This is a genomic window from Acidomonas methanolica (assembly GCF_004346035.1).
In the GTDB taxonomy this organism is placed as follows: Bacteria; Pseudomonadota; Alphaproteobacteria; order Acetobacterales; family Acetobacteraceae; genus Acidomonas; species Acidomonas methanolica.
The window spans coordinates 1-15,543 of sequence record NZ_SLZN01000029.1 but is presented as its reverse complement, the minus strand read 5'-3'; the positions used below and the strand labels follow the sequence as shown (position 1 = coordinate 15,543).

15 protein-coding genes and 1 pseudogene are annotated in these 15,543 nt (G+C 60.5%); 11 read left to right on the top strand and 5 right to left on the bottom strand.

What is annotated here, in order from left to right:
• Positions 1-3 precede the first annotated feature (3 nt).
• From EDC31_RS14670 to EDC31_RS14655, 4 genes are read right to left on the bottom strand one after another with little or no spacing between them, the layout of a single operon-like run.
• Entirely contained in the window at positions 4-1,188 is a 1,185-nt protein-coding gene (locus tag EDC31_RS14670) for a restriction endonuclease subunit S (RefSeq protein WP_042061219.1), read from the bottom strand.
• Complete coding sequence (locus EDC31_RS14665) at positions 1,185-2,708, bottom strand: type I restriction-modification system subunit M (RefSeq protein ID WP_042061220.1); 1,524 nt, start codon at positions 2,706-2,708, stop codon at positions 1,185-1,187. Before EDC31_RS14665 ends, EDC31_RS14670 begins: the two co-directional genes overlap by 4 nt.
• A gap of 4 nt (positions 2,709-2,712) precedes the next feature.
• On the bottom strand, positions 2,713-6,105 hold the full coding sequence (locus tag EDC31_RS14660) for a DEAD/DEAH box helicase family protein (RefSeq protein ID WP_042061222.1): 3,393 nt from the start codon (positions 6,103-6,105) through the stop codon (positions 2,713-2,715).
• Positions 6,102-6,956 (bottom strand): WYL domain-containing protein, encoded by an 855-nt coding sequence (locus tag EDC31_RS14655; protein ID WP_132127137.1) that lies wholly within the window; start codon positions 6,954-6,956, stop codon positions 6,102-6,104. The genes EDC31_RS14660 and EDC31_RS14655 overlap by 4 nt, the downstream gene beginning before the upstream one ends.
• Positions 6,957-7,428: 472 nt before the next feature.
• On the opposite strand from EDC31_RS14655, the gene EDC31_RS14650 reads away from it, so the two are divergent.
• The 3 genes from EDC31_RS14650 to EDC31_RS14640 all read left to right on the top strand — a co-directional run bounded on the left by EDC31_RS14650 (position 7,429) and on the right by EDC31_RS14640 (position 8,934).
• Positions 7,429-7,956, top strand: a complete 528-nt coding sequence (locus EDC31_RS14650; protein WP_042061223.1) for an antirestriction protein ArdA — start codon at positions 7,429-7,431, stop codon at positions 7,954-7,956.
• A 194-nt stretch (positions 7,957-8,150) separates the two neighbouring features.
• Entirely contained in the window at positions 8,151-8,366 is a 216-nt protein-coding gene (locus EDC31_RS14645) for a transcriptional regulator domain-containing protein (RefSeq protein WP_081797828.1), read from the top strand.
• A 91-nt stretch (positions 8,367-8,457) separates the two neighbouring features.
• On the top strand, positions 8,458-8,934 hold the full coding sequence (locus tag EDC31_RS14640; protein WP_239641739.1) for a DUF2285 domain-containing protein: 477 nt from the start codon (positions 8,458-8,460) through the stop codon (positions 8,932-8,934).
• A gap of 18 nt (positions 8,935-8,952) precedes the next feature.
• On the opposite strand, the gene EDC31_RS14635 is transcribed toward EDC31_RS14640, so the two are convergent.
• A complete protein-coding gene (locus tag EDC31_RS14635; protein WP_456304003.1) occupies positions 8,953-9,246 on the bottom strand; it encodes a DNA -binding domain-containing protein in 294 nt (97 codons plus the stop codon).
• 456 nt (positions 9,247-9,702) lie between these two features.
• On the opposite strand from EDC31_RS14635, the gene EDC31_RS14625 reads away from it, so the two are divergent.
• The 8 genes and pseudogenes from EDC31_RS14625 to EDC31_RS18540 all read left to right on the top strand — a co-directional run.
• Positions 9,703-9,972, top strand: a complete 270-nt coding sequence (locus EDC31_RS14625) for a helix-turn-helix transcriptional regulator (protein WP_042061226.1) — start codon at positions 9,703-9,705, stop codon at positions 9,970-9,972.
• The gene (locus EDC31_RS14620) at positions 9,973-11,049 is read left to right on the top strand and encodes a replication initiator protein A (protein ID WP_042061228.1); all 1,077 of its coding nucleotides are present in this window, start codon (positions 9,973-9,975) and stop codon (positions 11,047-11,049) included. It abuts the gene before it with no gap.
• Between the two features lie 61 nt (positions 11,050-11,110).
• Complete coding sequence (locus tag EDC31_RS14615) at positions 11,111-11,629, top strand: DUF2840 domain-containing protein (RefSeq protein ID WP_042061230.1); 519 nt, start codon at positions 11,111-11,113, stop codon at positions 11,627-11,629.
• Positions 11,626-12,171, top strand: a complete 546-nt coding sequence (locus tag EDC31_RS14610) for a S26 family signal peptidase (RefSeq protein WP_042061233.1) — start codon at positions 11,626-11,628, stop codon at positions 12,169-12,171. The genes EDC31_RS14615 and EDC31_RS14610 overlap by 4 nt, the downstream gene beginning before the upstream one ends.
• Before the next feature lie 34 nt (positions 12,172-12,205).
• Positions 12,206-12,541 carry a DUF736 domain-containing protein gene (locus EDC31_RS14605; RefSeq protein ID WP_042061235.1) on the top strand — a complete coding sequence of 112 codons (336 nt, stop codon included), beginning with the start codon at positions 12,206-12,208 and terminating at the stop codon, positions 12,539-12,541.
• Positions 12,538-13,470, top strand: a complete 933-nt coding sequence (locus EDC31_RS14600) for a lytic transglycosylase domain-containing protein (protein ID WP_042061236.1) — start codon at positions 12,538-12,540, stop codon at positions 13,468-13,470. Before EDC31_RS14605 ends, EDC31_RS14600 begins: the two co-directional genes overlap by 4 nt.
• A 460-nt stretch (positions 13,471-13,930) precedes the next feature.
• Positions 13,931-14,389 (top strand): annotated as a pseudogene (locus EDC31_RS18545) (hypothetical protein); the annotation flags it as partial.
• A gap of 216 nt (positions 14,390-14,605) precedes the next feature.
• Positions 14,606-15,543 (top strand): DUF3363 domain-containing protein (locus tag EDC31_RS18540; RefSeq protein WP_408812547.1); only part of this gene is annotated, 938 nt, incomplete at its 3' end.

Genomic DNA, 15,543 nt, shown 5'->3' with positions numbered 1-15,543 from the left:
ACCTCAAAGCTCGCCACGGAAGGCGCGCTGCGAAAGCGATTGAAAAAGGTCCTCCCCAGAGCCGTCTGGCGTCTCTGATGCCGCGTAGATTGCTCGTGCTTTCCGGAGCATCGCCACGAACCGAAGCTGCTCATCCATCGGAGGCAAGCTGATTTCGAGCCTCCGGATGGTCCCCAGGTTTAGGCCGTCCATGATCGCACCCTTGTTGAAGGATTTGATCTGGCGGATGATCAGCGGATCGGAATGGATCGCGAACGAGAGAACTTCCGGGTGGATCAGTTCCTTGTTGCAAGTAATCGTCGCGAGGTGCTTGGTCGTAATCGCTTCCGGTATGTCTTCTGGCACGACGGCCGAGCGGCCGGTGGTGCCCATGATCGTGATGATCACATCGCCCGGGAAAACTTTGTAGCGACGCAATTCCTGGTATTTGGACGGCGTAATGAAACGTCGCTCTGCCCAAGCGAACTTGTTCTGAACCGCATTGTCGATGCCGAGGACGGCGATGCCCTCATCCACGAATTCGCCGTGGCGCAGAGCACTTCCAAATGGACCTGAGCGGATCGCACCTTTGCGCTGCTCAGCAAGCGCCTCAATGGTGAATGGTGCCCAGTCGCCATGGCTTGGATTGAGGTGTCCGACAATATGTACATAGGCGGACTTCAAAAACGCATGTATTGCTTCGCAGAAGTCTGCCCGTTTCCGCTGGATGCCGTCAGCTTTGTCGAGAACCGAAGCGATAAGCCTTTGTTCTTCAATGCCCAAGCGCGGAAACTCAAGCGAGCGAAGCAGATCGAGTTTGATCCCCTTCACTGTCGCTCCCTGTGCGCGACCTTCGAGGAACGCAGCTTTCGACAGCAAAAAGTGAAGTAGGAATCTGCGATCTACACATTCCTTCGGTATAAGTGCCTTAAGGTCTTGATTGATTGCCAAATCAATCGAGTTGATCGCCGCTTTTCCAACAGCCATTCTTGTTGGCACGATGACCGCGCCGGCCGGCACGACATTAGTAGCCGAGTTAGCCACTCCTTCTGTAGTAATGCTCTCCTGGGTCTTTTCCAGAACGGTTGACTTGAAGTCTTTGACAGTGGCCCACGGGATAGGCCCGTCCCAATAATCAGAAACTGATCGGCTAGGTGTACCCCCGCCGCGAATTTCGACAACTTCCCCCAGGGGCACAGTCGTGGTCATCCGAGCATCTCCTCAAGGTCGGCGAGATCATCCAGAATCTCATCGTTGAGTGACTTCATCCGACCAAGGATCACATGGGGCGGATCATAAAACTCCTGTTTGTAGACGCGCTCCTTGTACCGGCTGAGAGAGAGATCATAGCCAGCCTCCTTGATCTCCTCTGCCGAAACAAAGAAAGCCTTCGAGGTCCGGTCTGTATCCGTTGCCGGGTTGCGGGAGCGCCAGCGGGTAAGGCAATCCGGCAGATCGTTCTCGGACACAGGCTCCCGCTTATCGTCAAGGGAGAGGCCATCCGCCTCGACGTCGTAGAAGAAGACGTTATCGGTGCGCCCGCCTTTGGTGAAGACGAGGATGCCGGTAGAAACGCCCGCGTAAGGCCTGAACACGCCGCTCGGCAGCGAAATAACCGCCTCCAACTGGTTCTGATCGACCAGGAGCTGACGCAGCTGGAGGTGCGCACCGGAGGAGCCGAACAGCACACCATCGGGAACGATGGTCGCCGACCGGCCGCCGGTATTGAGCATGCGCAGGATCAGCGCGAGGAAGAGGAGCTCGGTTTTCTTGGTCTTAACCTGCCGCAGTAGTCCGGAGTGGACGTCTTCGAAGTCAAGCTGCCCCTTGAAGGGCGGATTGGCGAGGACGACGTTGAAGCCCTCGCTCGCTTGTTTAGGAAACTTCTCGGTGAAGCCGGTGCTGAGGGTATCTTGATAGTGAATATCGGGATCGTCCACACCATGCAGCATGAGATTCATCGCTGAGATACGCAGCATGGTGGCGTCGAAGTCGAAGCCGTGGAACATGCCGCGACGGATATGCTCGCGATGCTCTTCAAGTAGGTCGCCAGGGAAGATCTTTGCGACCGCACCGGTCTCGGGGTCGATATCCTCAATGACCGCTTCGGGTGATGTATATGTCTCCAGCAGATATTCCATAACGCCGACTAGAAAGCCACCAGTGCCGCATGCCGGATCGCCGATCGTATCTGTCGGTTTCGGTTCGAGCATTTCGACCATCAGTCGAATGATGTGGCGCGGGGTGCGGAATTGCCCGTTGATACCCGCCGTGGTCAGTTTGCTCAGTAGATACTCGTAAACATCACCCTTCGTGTCGCCTTCGGTCAGAGGTAGCTCATGAATCATGCTGACGGCCTTTACCAGGAGCCCGGGCTTCTGGATCATCAACTGTGCGTCTTTCATGAACTCGGCGAAGGCTGATCCGCTGGCAACGGTCGAGCGGAAATGCGGGAAGACCTTGTCTCGCACCAAAGGCAGCATCTGGTCCGAACCCAGATGGCGGAACTGCGACCAGCGTAGCTCCTGTTCATCCTCTTTGAAGCGGTGAGTGAAGGGCTTGCCCGTGCGCTTCTGGCGGTTCTCATCTCGCGCTTCGTTAATATCGAGCAGACGCGCATACATTAAGAACGTGATCTGCTCGATCACGGTCAGCGGGTTCGTAATGCCGCCTTGCCAAAACTCCGTCCAAAGCGCATCGACGCGCCGCTTTAGATCGCCCGTGACCACTGCATTAATTCCTCTCGTTCGGGTTTTCTTCAACGCGCTTTTCCGCTTTCGGGCCAAAAGAACGCACAATTTCAATTAGATCGATTAGATCGCTTTCCTGTTCGAAAACGCCGTCCGGACCATCCGCGTTAATCACGGTGAATGGATCATCGTAGAGACGTTCAACCTCGATCGTGCCGTACCGGGCGATGTGATTCTGCAGAAGAGACAGGAAGCGGGTCTGCTTTGCGCTCAGCTTTGGATGCGACTGCACAAAGGCGGTGAACTTTTCGCGGACCGCTTCGGGGTCCATCCCCACGATCATGCGGATGGCGAGATAAAGCGGGCCTGCCAGCTCGCTGAAAAACTCCTCAAGATGCTCGCGCCGGACATCCGGGTTTTGGGTAAGGATCAGCGATACAAGAGCATCGATCTCCTTGTCCGATACCGTATGCCCTGCCCGGATCTTTCTGAGCACCGGATTGCTATCGAAATGCTTCTTGAGCTCAGATTCCACGATTTGATGATAGGCCCTCATGTCTACCGATTTCAGACTGGCTGATCGGCGCGCGTATTGCACCTGACCGGCATCTTCGGTGACGTCGATAATCTTTGGCGGAACACCCTGGGAGCCGCCCTTTGCGCGGTGATGCATGATCTCCCGGAGTTCCAGCCGGGCCAGTTCAAGGTCCGCAACACTAACGCCGGACCAGAACGTGTTCGCTTTCACACGCTTGATAGCCTCAGCCTTTTCACGCACGGGATTGAGATGCATCTGAAGCGCGGCGAGGCGGTCCATCAAATCGATTTTCAAATCAGCCAGAGCTCCCGAGCCCCGTAAAACCGCGAGCTGCATACGTGCGATCAGAAGGTCGAGCGCAAGAGCGTCACCCAAACCACGAATGTTTCGCCACTGCATCAGCGGGGCGATCTCCTGCCTGAGACGGGCGACGGTCGCAGGAGCGAAGGCCTTGAGCACGTCAGGTTTGGAAAGCGCGCGCTTTTCTTTCCACTTTTCCCGCACAGAGATCGACTCTTCCGGGAGTGCGTTGATGTCCTGAGAAACCAAAGCGATGATCGCGTCGAAGACTGCGGGTTCGCTTTTTTGGAGCGCTGTTTCAGCCAGCGTCAGCCGCTCCTCGAATAGAAGCTGCGCGAGCGGCTTGCCCTGCGCCGGTTCCGCTGGTTTGTAACCCATCTCGAAACGAGCGAAGTTGCCCCAATGATCGAATATGCGGAAAACGCGTTTATCCTTGCCCGGCCCGAATAAGTCAGGGCAAAGACGCGTTCCACGTCCAATCATCTGCCAGAACTTCACCGGCGATTTGATCGGCCTAGCGAATACGAGATTGACGATTGCCGGTATATCGATGCCCGTATCGAGCATATCGACTGAAATAGCAATCGTCAGATCGTTGTTCGTTCCCTCGCCTTTGAAATCGTCGATGAGCTGCTCAGCTCTGGGATCGTAGTTGTCGATAACCTGACAAAATTTCCCGGCGTACTGCGGGTACATTTCGTCGAAGAGCTGGCGAAGCAGCATTGCGTGTTCATGGTTGCGGGCAAAGATGATGCTCTTGCCGAGAACTTGACCGGTCGTATCGGTAATGCCGTTTTCCATCAGGTTGCGAAGGATCGCCCTGTTGGTGTCCTTGTTGTAGATCACCTTATCGATTTGTTCGGATGAAAAGTCGTATTGCGCAGGGTCTTCCCCCTGCGCCTCTAGTTCCTCAATCTGAGCGGACGAGAGTCCATCGAGAGTGATGCCTTCACGCAGAAATTGCGTTGTGTGCTCGTATACCTCGAATGGCGTTAGGTAACGTTCTTCGACAGCCTGCTCTAAATCGTAGTTCGACGTCGGCAGCTGTCCTTCGCAACCAAAGAGCTTGAAGGTGCTGCGCGTAACGAAATCAACCGGTGTCGCGGTCAGCCCTATCTGATGGCAGTCGAAATAATGAAAGATGTCACCGTAGACGTTATAGATGCTTCGGTGGGATTCATCCGCGATGATGAGGTCAAAAAAGCCGGGATCAAACGACTGAAATACCTTCTGAACGGCCGGATAGGTCGCCAGAAACACACGCTCGCTGGCGTTTGACCGGACGCTTGAGGTGAGAATACGCGTTGGTTCAGAGAGGAAGTCGTTGAAAGCGTTCTTTGCCTGCTTTCTCAGCTCTTTTCTGTCACACAGAAAGAGAACGCGCTTTACCCACCCAGCCCGAATAAGCAGATCCGTGAGAGCTATTGCGACGCGCGTCTTACCTGTGCCTGTAGCCTGAACAATCAGCGCTCTTCGATGCTTTTGCGAGAAACGTTCGGCGACGCGCTTTATGGCCTCAAGCTGATAAAGCCGGTTTACGATGTCCTCGTTGATCTGGATGCTGTCGAGCGGCTTCTTCTGCAGGCGTTGAAAATTTGCGAGATGCTGCAGGCTGTCTCTGGAATAGAATCCGAATAACCGGCGTGGCGGGTAACCCTGCGCATCATCCCAGATCCAGATATCAAATCCATTCGTGTAAAAGATCACCGGACGGTGACCAAATTTCTTTTCCAGACTGTCTGCATAGAGCCTGGCTTGATGACGGCCGCGATCGGCATCCACGGCTGTTTTTTTGGCCTCAATCACGGCCAACGGATTACCATTCTCATCCCAGAGGACGTAGTCCGCGTACCCGATACCGCTCGTTGTCGGTTGATTGTCGAGCTCAATCTCTTTTCCGACCTGGGCAGAGCTTTTCAATCCTGCGCTGACATCCCAACCAGCGCTCGCCAACAGGCTATCAATAAGACGGGTTCGCGTCTCCCATTCACTGAAATTCAGCTCATCAGCAGATTTCTGTCCGGACTGCGCAATAGCTTTGAGGTCAGCAGCCTCCTTCTCCGCCGCGATTGCCTTTGAACGTGTCTCCTCAAGCTCCGAAAGTAGCGCATCCATCTGCGCTTCCTGGGCAGCGAGCTTCTCAAGAATCCTCCGACGGTCCCTCTCGTCGGTTTGATCGGGCGTCTGGGGCTGGGAAAAGGTACCTAGCTCTTCCGCACTCGCTCGCCCGTATTGCACGCAGAGCCAGCGTGCGAGGTCGTGGGCTTCCCTCAGGAGCCAGAGAGCGCTTTGAGAATGAACAGGTTCCCCATGAGCAGCCTTGTTCCCGTGGATTCGCAAAGCATGAAGTTTGTCGAGAACGACCTTCGGCGTAATCGCGATGAATGCATCGTTCTTGAGCAGATCGACGAAAGTCGGCTGTTCGGGTTTCGGCAGACGCAAATCCCGATAAATGTCCTTGGTCAGATTCTCTGCGAATAGACGCAGCTTCACAAGCGCGCTAGCAGGGTCAGCGTGAGCGTAGGATTCAGCAAATCCGCCGAGCCCAGCAAGCTCAGGCCAGTTAGGGCGGAGAATCTCAAAGTTGAGCGACTTCATGCAGTCGCCTCCGCTAATGCCGAGGCGAATTCGGACGCATTGCTGACCACCACGGGGATTTCCTGTGGCCGATCTACCTTGTCGGCAATATCCAATCGCAACCGCTTCTGAAAATAGTAGAGCAATGCCTTCCGAACGGGGACGGTCACGGTGCCCCCCACCATTTCGTAGTCCTGCTCAATAACCGCACGCTGGCTATCACTAAGGGCAGGATTTGCAGTCAGTACGACATCGAAAAACTCGTGCCACAAGCGGTCGGAACTAGCTGTCGCGAGGGCTTCTTCGACGTCGCCTGAATCAAGGCAGCGGGAAAGAATGAAGTCCTTGAACTTCCGGTCGATATGGCAGAACGCACGGACATGCCACCGCAGTCCGTCATGCCCAAAGGCATGCGGAGAAATCGACCTCCACTCGGGGTCAGGGCGCCTTGTGTTCATCGACTGGTATTTGATCTTGAGAGCCCGGCGGCTACGGATCGCGCCCACAAGCTTGCGAAGGACATCGACACGCACGCTTCGGTGGGGCACCGGCATCATGTCAAACGCCGGAACGGCAGCAAGCCAGCTGTCTTCAATAATTCCGGTTAACGGCTCTGTTTGCAGCTGCGCGAGATACATATCGGCGTGCGGTTCGAGAAAAACCGGCTTGAAATGCGGCGACGCCATGTACCTCTTTGCGCTCTTGTCATAGAGCAGGTTTCCGGGTGCCTTTTCTTCGTAAAGCGTGAGATCCTTTGAGGCTTGGGGAACGGACACGCCGAAGTGCTCGATAATATCAGCGCGATTAATCCCGCCTTCCCAGAAAAGGCGGAACTCGATGAACTCTAAGCGCTTTTCCACACCCCAACGCACGACTGTCTCCGATTTCCATATATAAACCTTATGGGTATAGTTTATATACACATAGTTCGGATGTCAAGCGCCTAATCGCGGCCGCGGCCAAAGCCCTTGCCGGTACGGCGTCGGCGGCCTTGCTTGGTGGCGAGGGAATTATCGTCATCGGATCGGGGCTTCACCCGCTCCGTTCTGTCGTCATCGCCTTCACCGCCCCCCACGGCTGCGCGCCGTGATGCCTCGTTGAATTCGCCTCGCATGAGCGTGCGGGCGCAATACTGAACTATGATAACGCCCATTCTTAGAACTTAGGGCTCCGCCCTCGGCGCACTTCGAAAGGCTTCCGCCCAGCTTCCTCCGCGCGTGGCGCGCTCCGTGCAGCCGGTTCCCCGCGAAGCCTCTCTCCGTTTGCACACCCAGTCTCGGCGACGGCCAGAAGGTCAGGCGCGGCGTTCCGCTTCGCTGACCTTCAGACGCGAGAATCAGAGACATGACAAACATATCCGACAGCAATCCCCGCATCTATGTCGCCTGCCTTGCCGCCTACAATAATGGCTATTTGCATGGGGCTTGGATCGACGCGGATCAGGATGCCGACGAGATCAGGGACGAGATTGCGGCTATGCTCGCACGGTCTCCCATCGAGCACGCAGAGGAATACGCCATCCACGACTATGAAGGTTTCGAGGGCGTTAGCGTCTCCGAATATGCCGGCATCGACAGTGTGGCACGTATGGGCGCTTTCATCGCAGAGCATGGCACACTTGGTGCGGGCTTGCTGGAGCAGTTCGTCGGCGACATGGACCAAGCCGAAACCGCCTTGCAGGACTGTTATCATGGTCAGTTCGAGAGCCTCGCCGACTACTTGGAGGAATTGACCACCGAGAGCGTCACGATTCCCGAGGCGCTGCGCTACTATGTCGATTGGCAGGCGATGGCTCGCGACGCAGCTATGAGCGGTGACTTGTTCACCATAGAGACGGCACACGGCGAGGTGCATGTATTTTCCAGCAGATGAGAACATGACTGGCCAGTCCGTGCTCATACGGGCAGGCATCGCGAAATCACAGGCCATCGCCAAGCAGAAAACACCAAAAATGATCGGGTTAGCCGCTCAAGGTATCTGCTTTGAGCGGCTTCTATATTTCCTGTGATCCTTGAACCTCTCTTTGCCGGGCGCTGCCCAGCGTCCCGGCTTGGGGAGGTGACGCCATGCTCAGCATCGATTGGCGATCTCCGGCGGCATACGGGCACACAAAGCACATCCCTGCCGCTGGTTTCGCTTGGGAATACCTGCGCCGCAACGACGAATATCGGCAGGAATGCCAGACCATCGCGTTGAACGGACAACCGGTCGCCCGCGACCTTGAAGCGTTCGCGCATCGCTGGGGTCTGCGATTTCCCGTGCGATCCCGACGAGCCGCATGACAGGCAATCGCCGATCTGGAGTCCGCGCCTTCAACCGCAAGCTGTGACGTTGTCACCAGTCGATCACAAGCACGACGACATCGGACCAATATTGACGCTGGCGCATCTCGATGGCCTTGACCTGCGCCGCGCCGCCGATGGCTGGCACGGCATCTGGCAGGTGGATGGCGTCTCGCATCAATTCTGGCTGCCCGAGGCGGTGCCGGACGCCGCCGCGTTCTACGCCATCACGCTGCCGATGGATGCCTTTCTTGAGTTGCGCGCGCACGCCGCACGCCGTCTTTGGCGGTCCCTCAACGGCCGCGCGCCCGGTCCCGACTTTCGTGCCGTTCCCGCCCAGCTCCGGCAATGGCATATTCTGTCCCTGCGCGCGCTTGACGCCCGGCTGCGCGGGGAGAGCTATCGCACCATCGCCGAAGTCCTGTTCGGCTTTCAAGGCACCAAGGAGGACTTCGAGAACGACCCGCGCAAGAACAAGGCTCGCCGCCTGGTCGCGCATGGCATCAAGATGATGCGCGGGGGCTATCGCCTTCTGCTCCACTATCCGATCAAGCCCGATAAGCGTTGATGGGCACGACCATCGACCTCACGCCCTATTGGCTGCCGCCTGCTCCAGAATCTTTCGGTAGCCTTCACGCGATAGCCATTGCGCGCGTTCGAGATGGCTTTGCCAGCAGCGGCGGGTGCGAAGTTCATCGGCGGCCGGATCACGGTGCAGCACGATCTGCGCGACTTCCTTCCAGTCCGCGCCCTCGGCTTTCGCGTCCAGCAAACGCAGATAGGTCACGAAATGCCGTTCATCATAGACGGTTATGGCATCGCCGGTCGGCGCTTCGTCATCCACATCGGGATCGAGTTCGACGGGAACCCGCATAGTCATTCCCCGTATCCGAGAGAGCTTTGTCTGCGGTGCGCCCCCGCAAACGATTCTCTCTGACTCTTGGTGATCGGGGAGTTCGAAACCGTCACGAAACGGCCCCATGGCCTTTAGCTCGGAAAGCCTGTTGTATACGCCACAGGCTCCCCGACCATAAGGTCAAGGAGTTGGTGCCGTTCTGGCCAGCACCAGCCATTCGTGAGGGGTTTCGACGCCCCAGAGCAGCGCGTCTGCTCCGCTGCGATTCTTAACCGAACCGCGCGGGAATGTCTCCGGCTTTTCGGCGTGGCCGGCGACGAGCCGCTGAAATTCCTCATCTATGGGCCGCGCACCGCCCCGAAAGGGGTGCCGCCAGCGCATAGGCGCAAATGCGGCACGCTACGCGCCGCCGATCCCTCGCCATGGTTCGCCACAGTCCGCTGCCGCCCCCGGCAGCCCATTCCCGACTGGAGGTGATCCATGCCCAACCCGCTTGCGGGCCTGCCGCCGCGCCTGTTGCGCACCAAGGAAGCCGCGCGCTTCCTCGGAATATCCATCCGCACCCTTGAGAAACATCGCACCTACGGCACCGGCCCGACCTATCGCAAGGTCGGCGGCCGCGTCCTCTACACCGTCCGCGATCTGGAAGACTGGAGCGCGGCGGGCCAGCGCAAATCCACCCGCGACAAGACCGCCGGCACGGTCTTTCCGGCGCGTCCGCTCACCCCTGAAGAATGGGGTGAGTGCTAGATGCTGCGCGAGGACGATCACGAACCCGTGCAGCCGACCGGGGACAGTGAGCGCAGTCGCCTGGACCCCTTCGTCGTCGCAACGGGCGATGCGCCGCCGCGCGACCAGCGCGACTTGATGGAACGGCCGTTTTTCTCGCTGGCGAAGACCCCGCGAACCAAGCCGATACTCTACAAGGCCGCCGACATAGAGGTTCAGGTGTTCGGGATGCCCGAGCATGGTATGGCGACCATATGGGACGCCGATGTCCTGATATGGGCGGCCTCGCAGATCGTTGCGGCCGAGAACAACGGCCTCACGACTTCGCGCTTCGTCCGGTTCACGCCCTACCACCTGTTGCGGGCAATAGGACGCCCGACCGGCAATCACCAATACCGGCTTCTGAAAGCTGCGCTGGCGCGGCTGCAATCCACTGTCATCGCAACCACGATCCGCAACGGCCCGCATTGGCGTCGCCGGCAATTCTCTTGGATCAACGAGTGGGAGGAAATGACAACGCGCGCCGGCCGCGTCGAGGGCATGGAGTTCGTCCTGCCCGAATGGTTCTACAACAGCGTCATCGACCGTTCGCTGGTCCTGACCATCGACCCGGCCTATTTCCGGCTGACTGGCGGCATCGAGCGATGGCTTTACCGCGTCGCCAGAAAGCACGCCGGGCACCAGCGCCACGGCTGGATTTTCGAGGTCGCGCACCTTCATCAGAAATCCGGCAGCCTCGCCCGGCCGTCCGACTTTGCGCTCGACCTGCGCCGGATCGCGGCCCGCCAGCAACTCCCCGGCTACCGCCTCCAGATTGAGCGGGAGGACGGCCGCGAGCTGCTGCGCATCCGCCCCGATAATTCGTCAACAGGCACTGTTGATAACCCTGTTAATGCCATCGGCAGATCAGGCGCACGGGGTATCGGCACATCAGGCGCATCACTATCGGCAGATCAGGCGCACGAACCGCAACTAACGCTTTGGCCTGAAAAGCGGAATCCGACCGCTAACTTATCTAACAGAGAATCTAACTCTTTTTCTTTGACGCGCGCGCAGGCGAAGCGTGGTGCCGGTTCTGCTGGAAACGGCGAGCCATGATGCACGCCGTTGAAGCAGCGCACGCGCGCAATCCCCACCAGCACATCGCCGGAGACGCACAATGACCCGTCGCGCCCATCGCAGCGCGCACGGCCGTCCGCTGCCGGACGGGCCTGCGCCCTTCACCACATTGGTCGAGCTGACTTTCGACAAACGCAAGGTCGAGCACTGGATACGCTTTGGCCGCAAGAGCTACGAGCAGATCATCGACCGCCGCCGCAGCGTCGTCGGCTTCGCGCCGGGCAGCGTCTTTGCCTTCGTTCGATGGGCGAAAGGCGAGCACGGCACGGTCGTTTCCCGGCTCGATGTTGTGCGGGCAATCGGGCGCGGCGAGCCATTCCAGACATTGCCCTTCATCCGCCCCGGCGGCGAAATCCTGTTGCGCCTCGATAGCTGGCCGAAGGTGCAGCGCGGGCTTGCCGCCATCGACGCCGTGGAAGCCCTCGGCCTCGATCCGGCCGACGCCTCGCCGGAGCATTGGCGACACGTCCACAACCGTTTGACCGCCAATCTGGAGCCCCACGCCTACACGCCCGAGCGACATGCCGCTTGGCTTCATCGCCGAAGGATCGACGCGTGACGCGCCGCCGCACCCTCACGGTGACGGCGTTGGCGGTGCTCGGCATCGCAACTGCCAGCGCGGTCGAGACGCCGACGAGACTCATATGGAACGCCACCGCCAGCGCGCCCATCGGCTTCTACACGGTCGAGCCGGCCGACGCGCTCGACGTGCCCGAGTTGGTCGCCATCATGCCACCCGAACCGCTCGCCGCCTTCATGGTCGAGCGCGGTTATATAACGCGCGGCGCCCCGCTCTTGAAGCGCGTCTTGGGCCTGCCCGGACAGCGGGTTTGCCGCGCCGGCCGCACGATCACGGTTGACGGGATCGAGATGGGCGAGGCGCTGGAGCGCGACAGCCTCGGCCGCGATCTGCCCGTCTGGCAGGGCTGCCGCGTCATCGGTGACGGCCAGCTTTTCCTCATGAATTGGGAAGTCCGCGACAGCCTCGACGGCCGGTATTTCGGACCCATCCCCGCAGCTTCCGTCATCGGCCGGGCGGTCCCGCTCTGGACCGATGAGGAAGGCGTCGGCCGCTACGATTGGCGCGCGCCGACCCACTGAACCACCCCCCGAGAACCAACCACAGGAGATTTCCATGGCAGAGATAGGCACCTTCACCCGCACCGAAAGCGGCTATGCGGGGGAGCTTCATTCGTTCGGCCTCCACGAAAAGCTGTTCATCGTCCCGGCCAAGCCGAGCGACGTGAAGAACGCGCCCGACTATCGCGTGCGCCTCGATAGCGAGGACGGCCCGGACGCCGGCCTGGCATGGAAAGACTCCAGCGAGAACGCTGGCGAGTTCGTGTCGATGCGATTGGAGGGACCGATCTTCCCGTTCCCGATCCGCGCCAAACTGTTCCAGTCCAACGACAATCCTTCGGTCTGGACGCTGCGTTGGAAGCCCCCCCGGAAAGTCGAGGACGAGGAATGAAGGCCGCGCGCGTCCGGCCCGCCATCCGGTCAAAGATCGGCATCCCTTTGTTCGCGGAAAAGCCGTCTCATTCCTTCGTCCCGCTCGGCGACCAGACGGCCGGCGCGCGCAGCGAAGGTCAGGGGCGGCCATCGGCCGGCGCTTGCGCCTTGCCCTTGACCGCAGCGAGCACGCTGGCAGGCTGGCGGCGAAGCGGAGACAGGCCGGCTTGGCATTATGTCGTCCTACTGCTGGCGGGCGCGCTTTCCGTCTGCATCGGATCGGGCGTCGCCGTCGCGCAATCCGTGCCTGTCGAGCGCCCGGCCGCCGCCCATCCCTATGCGGCGCACATCGTCGAGGCGTCGCAGCGGTTCGGCATCCCCGAGCACTGGATTCGTGCCGTGCTGCGCGCCGAAAGCGCGGGTGACGTGCGCGCGGTTTCGTCGGCCGGCGCGATGGGATTGATGCAGGTGATGCCCGACACATGGGCGGGCCTGCGCGTCCGCCATGGCCTCGGCCGTGATCCATATGACCCGCGCGACAACATCATGGCAGGCACGGCCTATCTGCGCGAGATGTTCGACCGCTACGGCAATGTCGGCGCGATGCTTGCGGCCTATAACGCCGGCCCCGGCCGCTATGACGAGCACCGCGCGACCGGCCGCCAGCTTCCCGCCGAGACACGCGCCTATGTCGCCGCGCTCGCCCCGATCCTTGGCGGCGCAGCTCCATCGGATGCGCCGTTGCAACCACCGGCACCGCCACCCGATTGGCGCGAGGCACCGCTGTTCGTCATGCGCCCGGACGACACGCGGGCTGCCGCCGCGCCGCCGTCCGAGGTGCAATCCGGCGACGGCCGCACTGCCGTTCCGGCGCGCGACCCCGCCCGTGCGGAGCCGCAGGACGGCAGCATTTTCGTGGCGAGCGCCAGCGACGGGGGAACGCCATGAGGGGGGCGTTCCCGCGCTCGGCGGCTTTGGTTTCGGCATCCGGTCGGGCAGGTTTGCGCCCGGCAGGATTCCCGGCGGGAGAGGCAGAAAAGGCAGAAAGGGCGGAGGGCAAGATTAAAGAAGACGGCACCATATGGGGCCGCTTCTGGAAATTGTTGTTGTCTGCACACTGGTTAGGTGGCCGGTTCCGGCACCATGGTTTTGAGGGGCCGCGTGCCGCGATTTTGCGCAAAGCCTTGGCTTTGCAGGGTTTCGAGCGGCACCATAGGCGCAGATCGGCCGTTTTTCGGCGGTTTGGGCTGGAGTCGCGCCCTTGAGCGCCGACGACGAAAACCGCTTCCGTCCGAAGCCCGGCCGCATCCGATCCGACACGCCGAAGGCCGGCAAGACCAAGAGCTTTTTCACGCAGGTCAGGAAGATCACCCGCCAGCATCAGGCGGCAGCCTCACGCGATCCTTCCATGCCGTCATCCGCGCGCCCGTCATCGCCGGGGCGGTCTCGCGCCATGGCCGCCAGCGGCAAGGGCGTGAAGCGCGGCCGGGGCGCGAGCTTCGTGCGCGCCCGGAACATATCCGGCAACTGGCATCATCGCCAGCCGGGCAGCCGCCGCGTGATCGTCAAGCAGCGCAGCGTCCGGGCCGCATGGAAGGGCGGCCGTGCCCGCGCGCATCTGCGCTATGTCCAGCGTGACGGAACCTCGCGCGACGGCGAACGCGGCCAGCTCTATTCGGCGCATGAAGACCGCGCCGATGGCGACGCCTTCCTTGATCGTGGTCAGGATGACCGCCATCAATTCAGATTCATCGTCTCGCCCGAGGATGGCGCGGAGCTGTCGGACCTCACGGCCTACACCCGCGATTTCATGAAACAGGTGGAAGGCGACCTCGGCACGAAGCTGGATTGGGTTGCCGTCAATCACTACAACACCGGCCATCCCCATGTGCATGTCATCGTCAACGGCCGCGATGATACGGGCGGGGATCTAGTCATCAACGGCGACTATCTCGCCAACGGCCTGCGCGAGCGCGCCAGCGAGCTTGCCAGTCTGGAACTCGGCCCCGTTACCGAGATTGAGCAGACCCGCAAGCTGTCCGCCGAAATCGACCAGGACCGTTTCGCCCGCATCGATCGCGCCATGGCCGAGGAAGCCGATGCCCGTTTCGTCGACCTGCGCCACGAGCCGGCAGCGCCGAGGCGGCAGTTCGAGCGAACGCTACGCCTGCGCAGGCTCGCCAAGCTGGAGAAGATGGGGCTGGCGACCGAGCACGCGCCCGGTGTTTGGGAATTGAGCAAGGACATGGAACCGGTCTTGCGCGAGTTGGGCGAGCGGGGCGACATTATCCGCACCATGCACAAGGCGCTTGGGCCGCAGGGCGGCGAACGCGATCCCATGAGCTTCCAAATCCATGACGGAGCGCCCGAGACGCCCATCGTCGGCCGCGTCGTGGACAAGCACCTGTCCGACGAGCTGGGCGAGAACCTGACAATCGTGGTGGACGGGATCGACGGCCGCACACACCACATTGCCGGCATCGCGCCCGAGCGGCTGGAGGACGCCCGCATCGGCAGCGTCGTCCAGATCGGCCCGGCCGAGGCGGCAGCCCGACCGTCCGACCGCACCATCACCGCCATCGCCGAGGACGGCATCTATCGGCCGAGCCGTCATCTGGAGCAGGCGAAATTCGAGGGCCGCGTTCCCGGCGGCGACTATGAGGGCTATATCGATGCCCATGTCCGGCGGCTGGAGGCGCTGCGCCGGGCCGGCATCGTCGAGCGCATCGACGCCGACCAATGGCGCATCCCAGATGATCTGGTCAGCCGCGCGGCTGATTACGATGCCGGCCGCGACCGGCAGGCCAGCGTTCGCGTGCTTTCCCCGGTTGATCTGCAAAGGCAGATACGTTCGGACGGCGCGACATGGCTGGACCGGCGATTGGTCCATGGCGAAACGGCCGACCTTGCGCCGACCGGCTTCGGGCAACAGGTCCGCGAAGCCATGGACCAGCGCCGCGAGCATCATATCGAACAGCGCGACGCTACGCGCAACAGGGACGGCCGCATCTTCTACCGGCG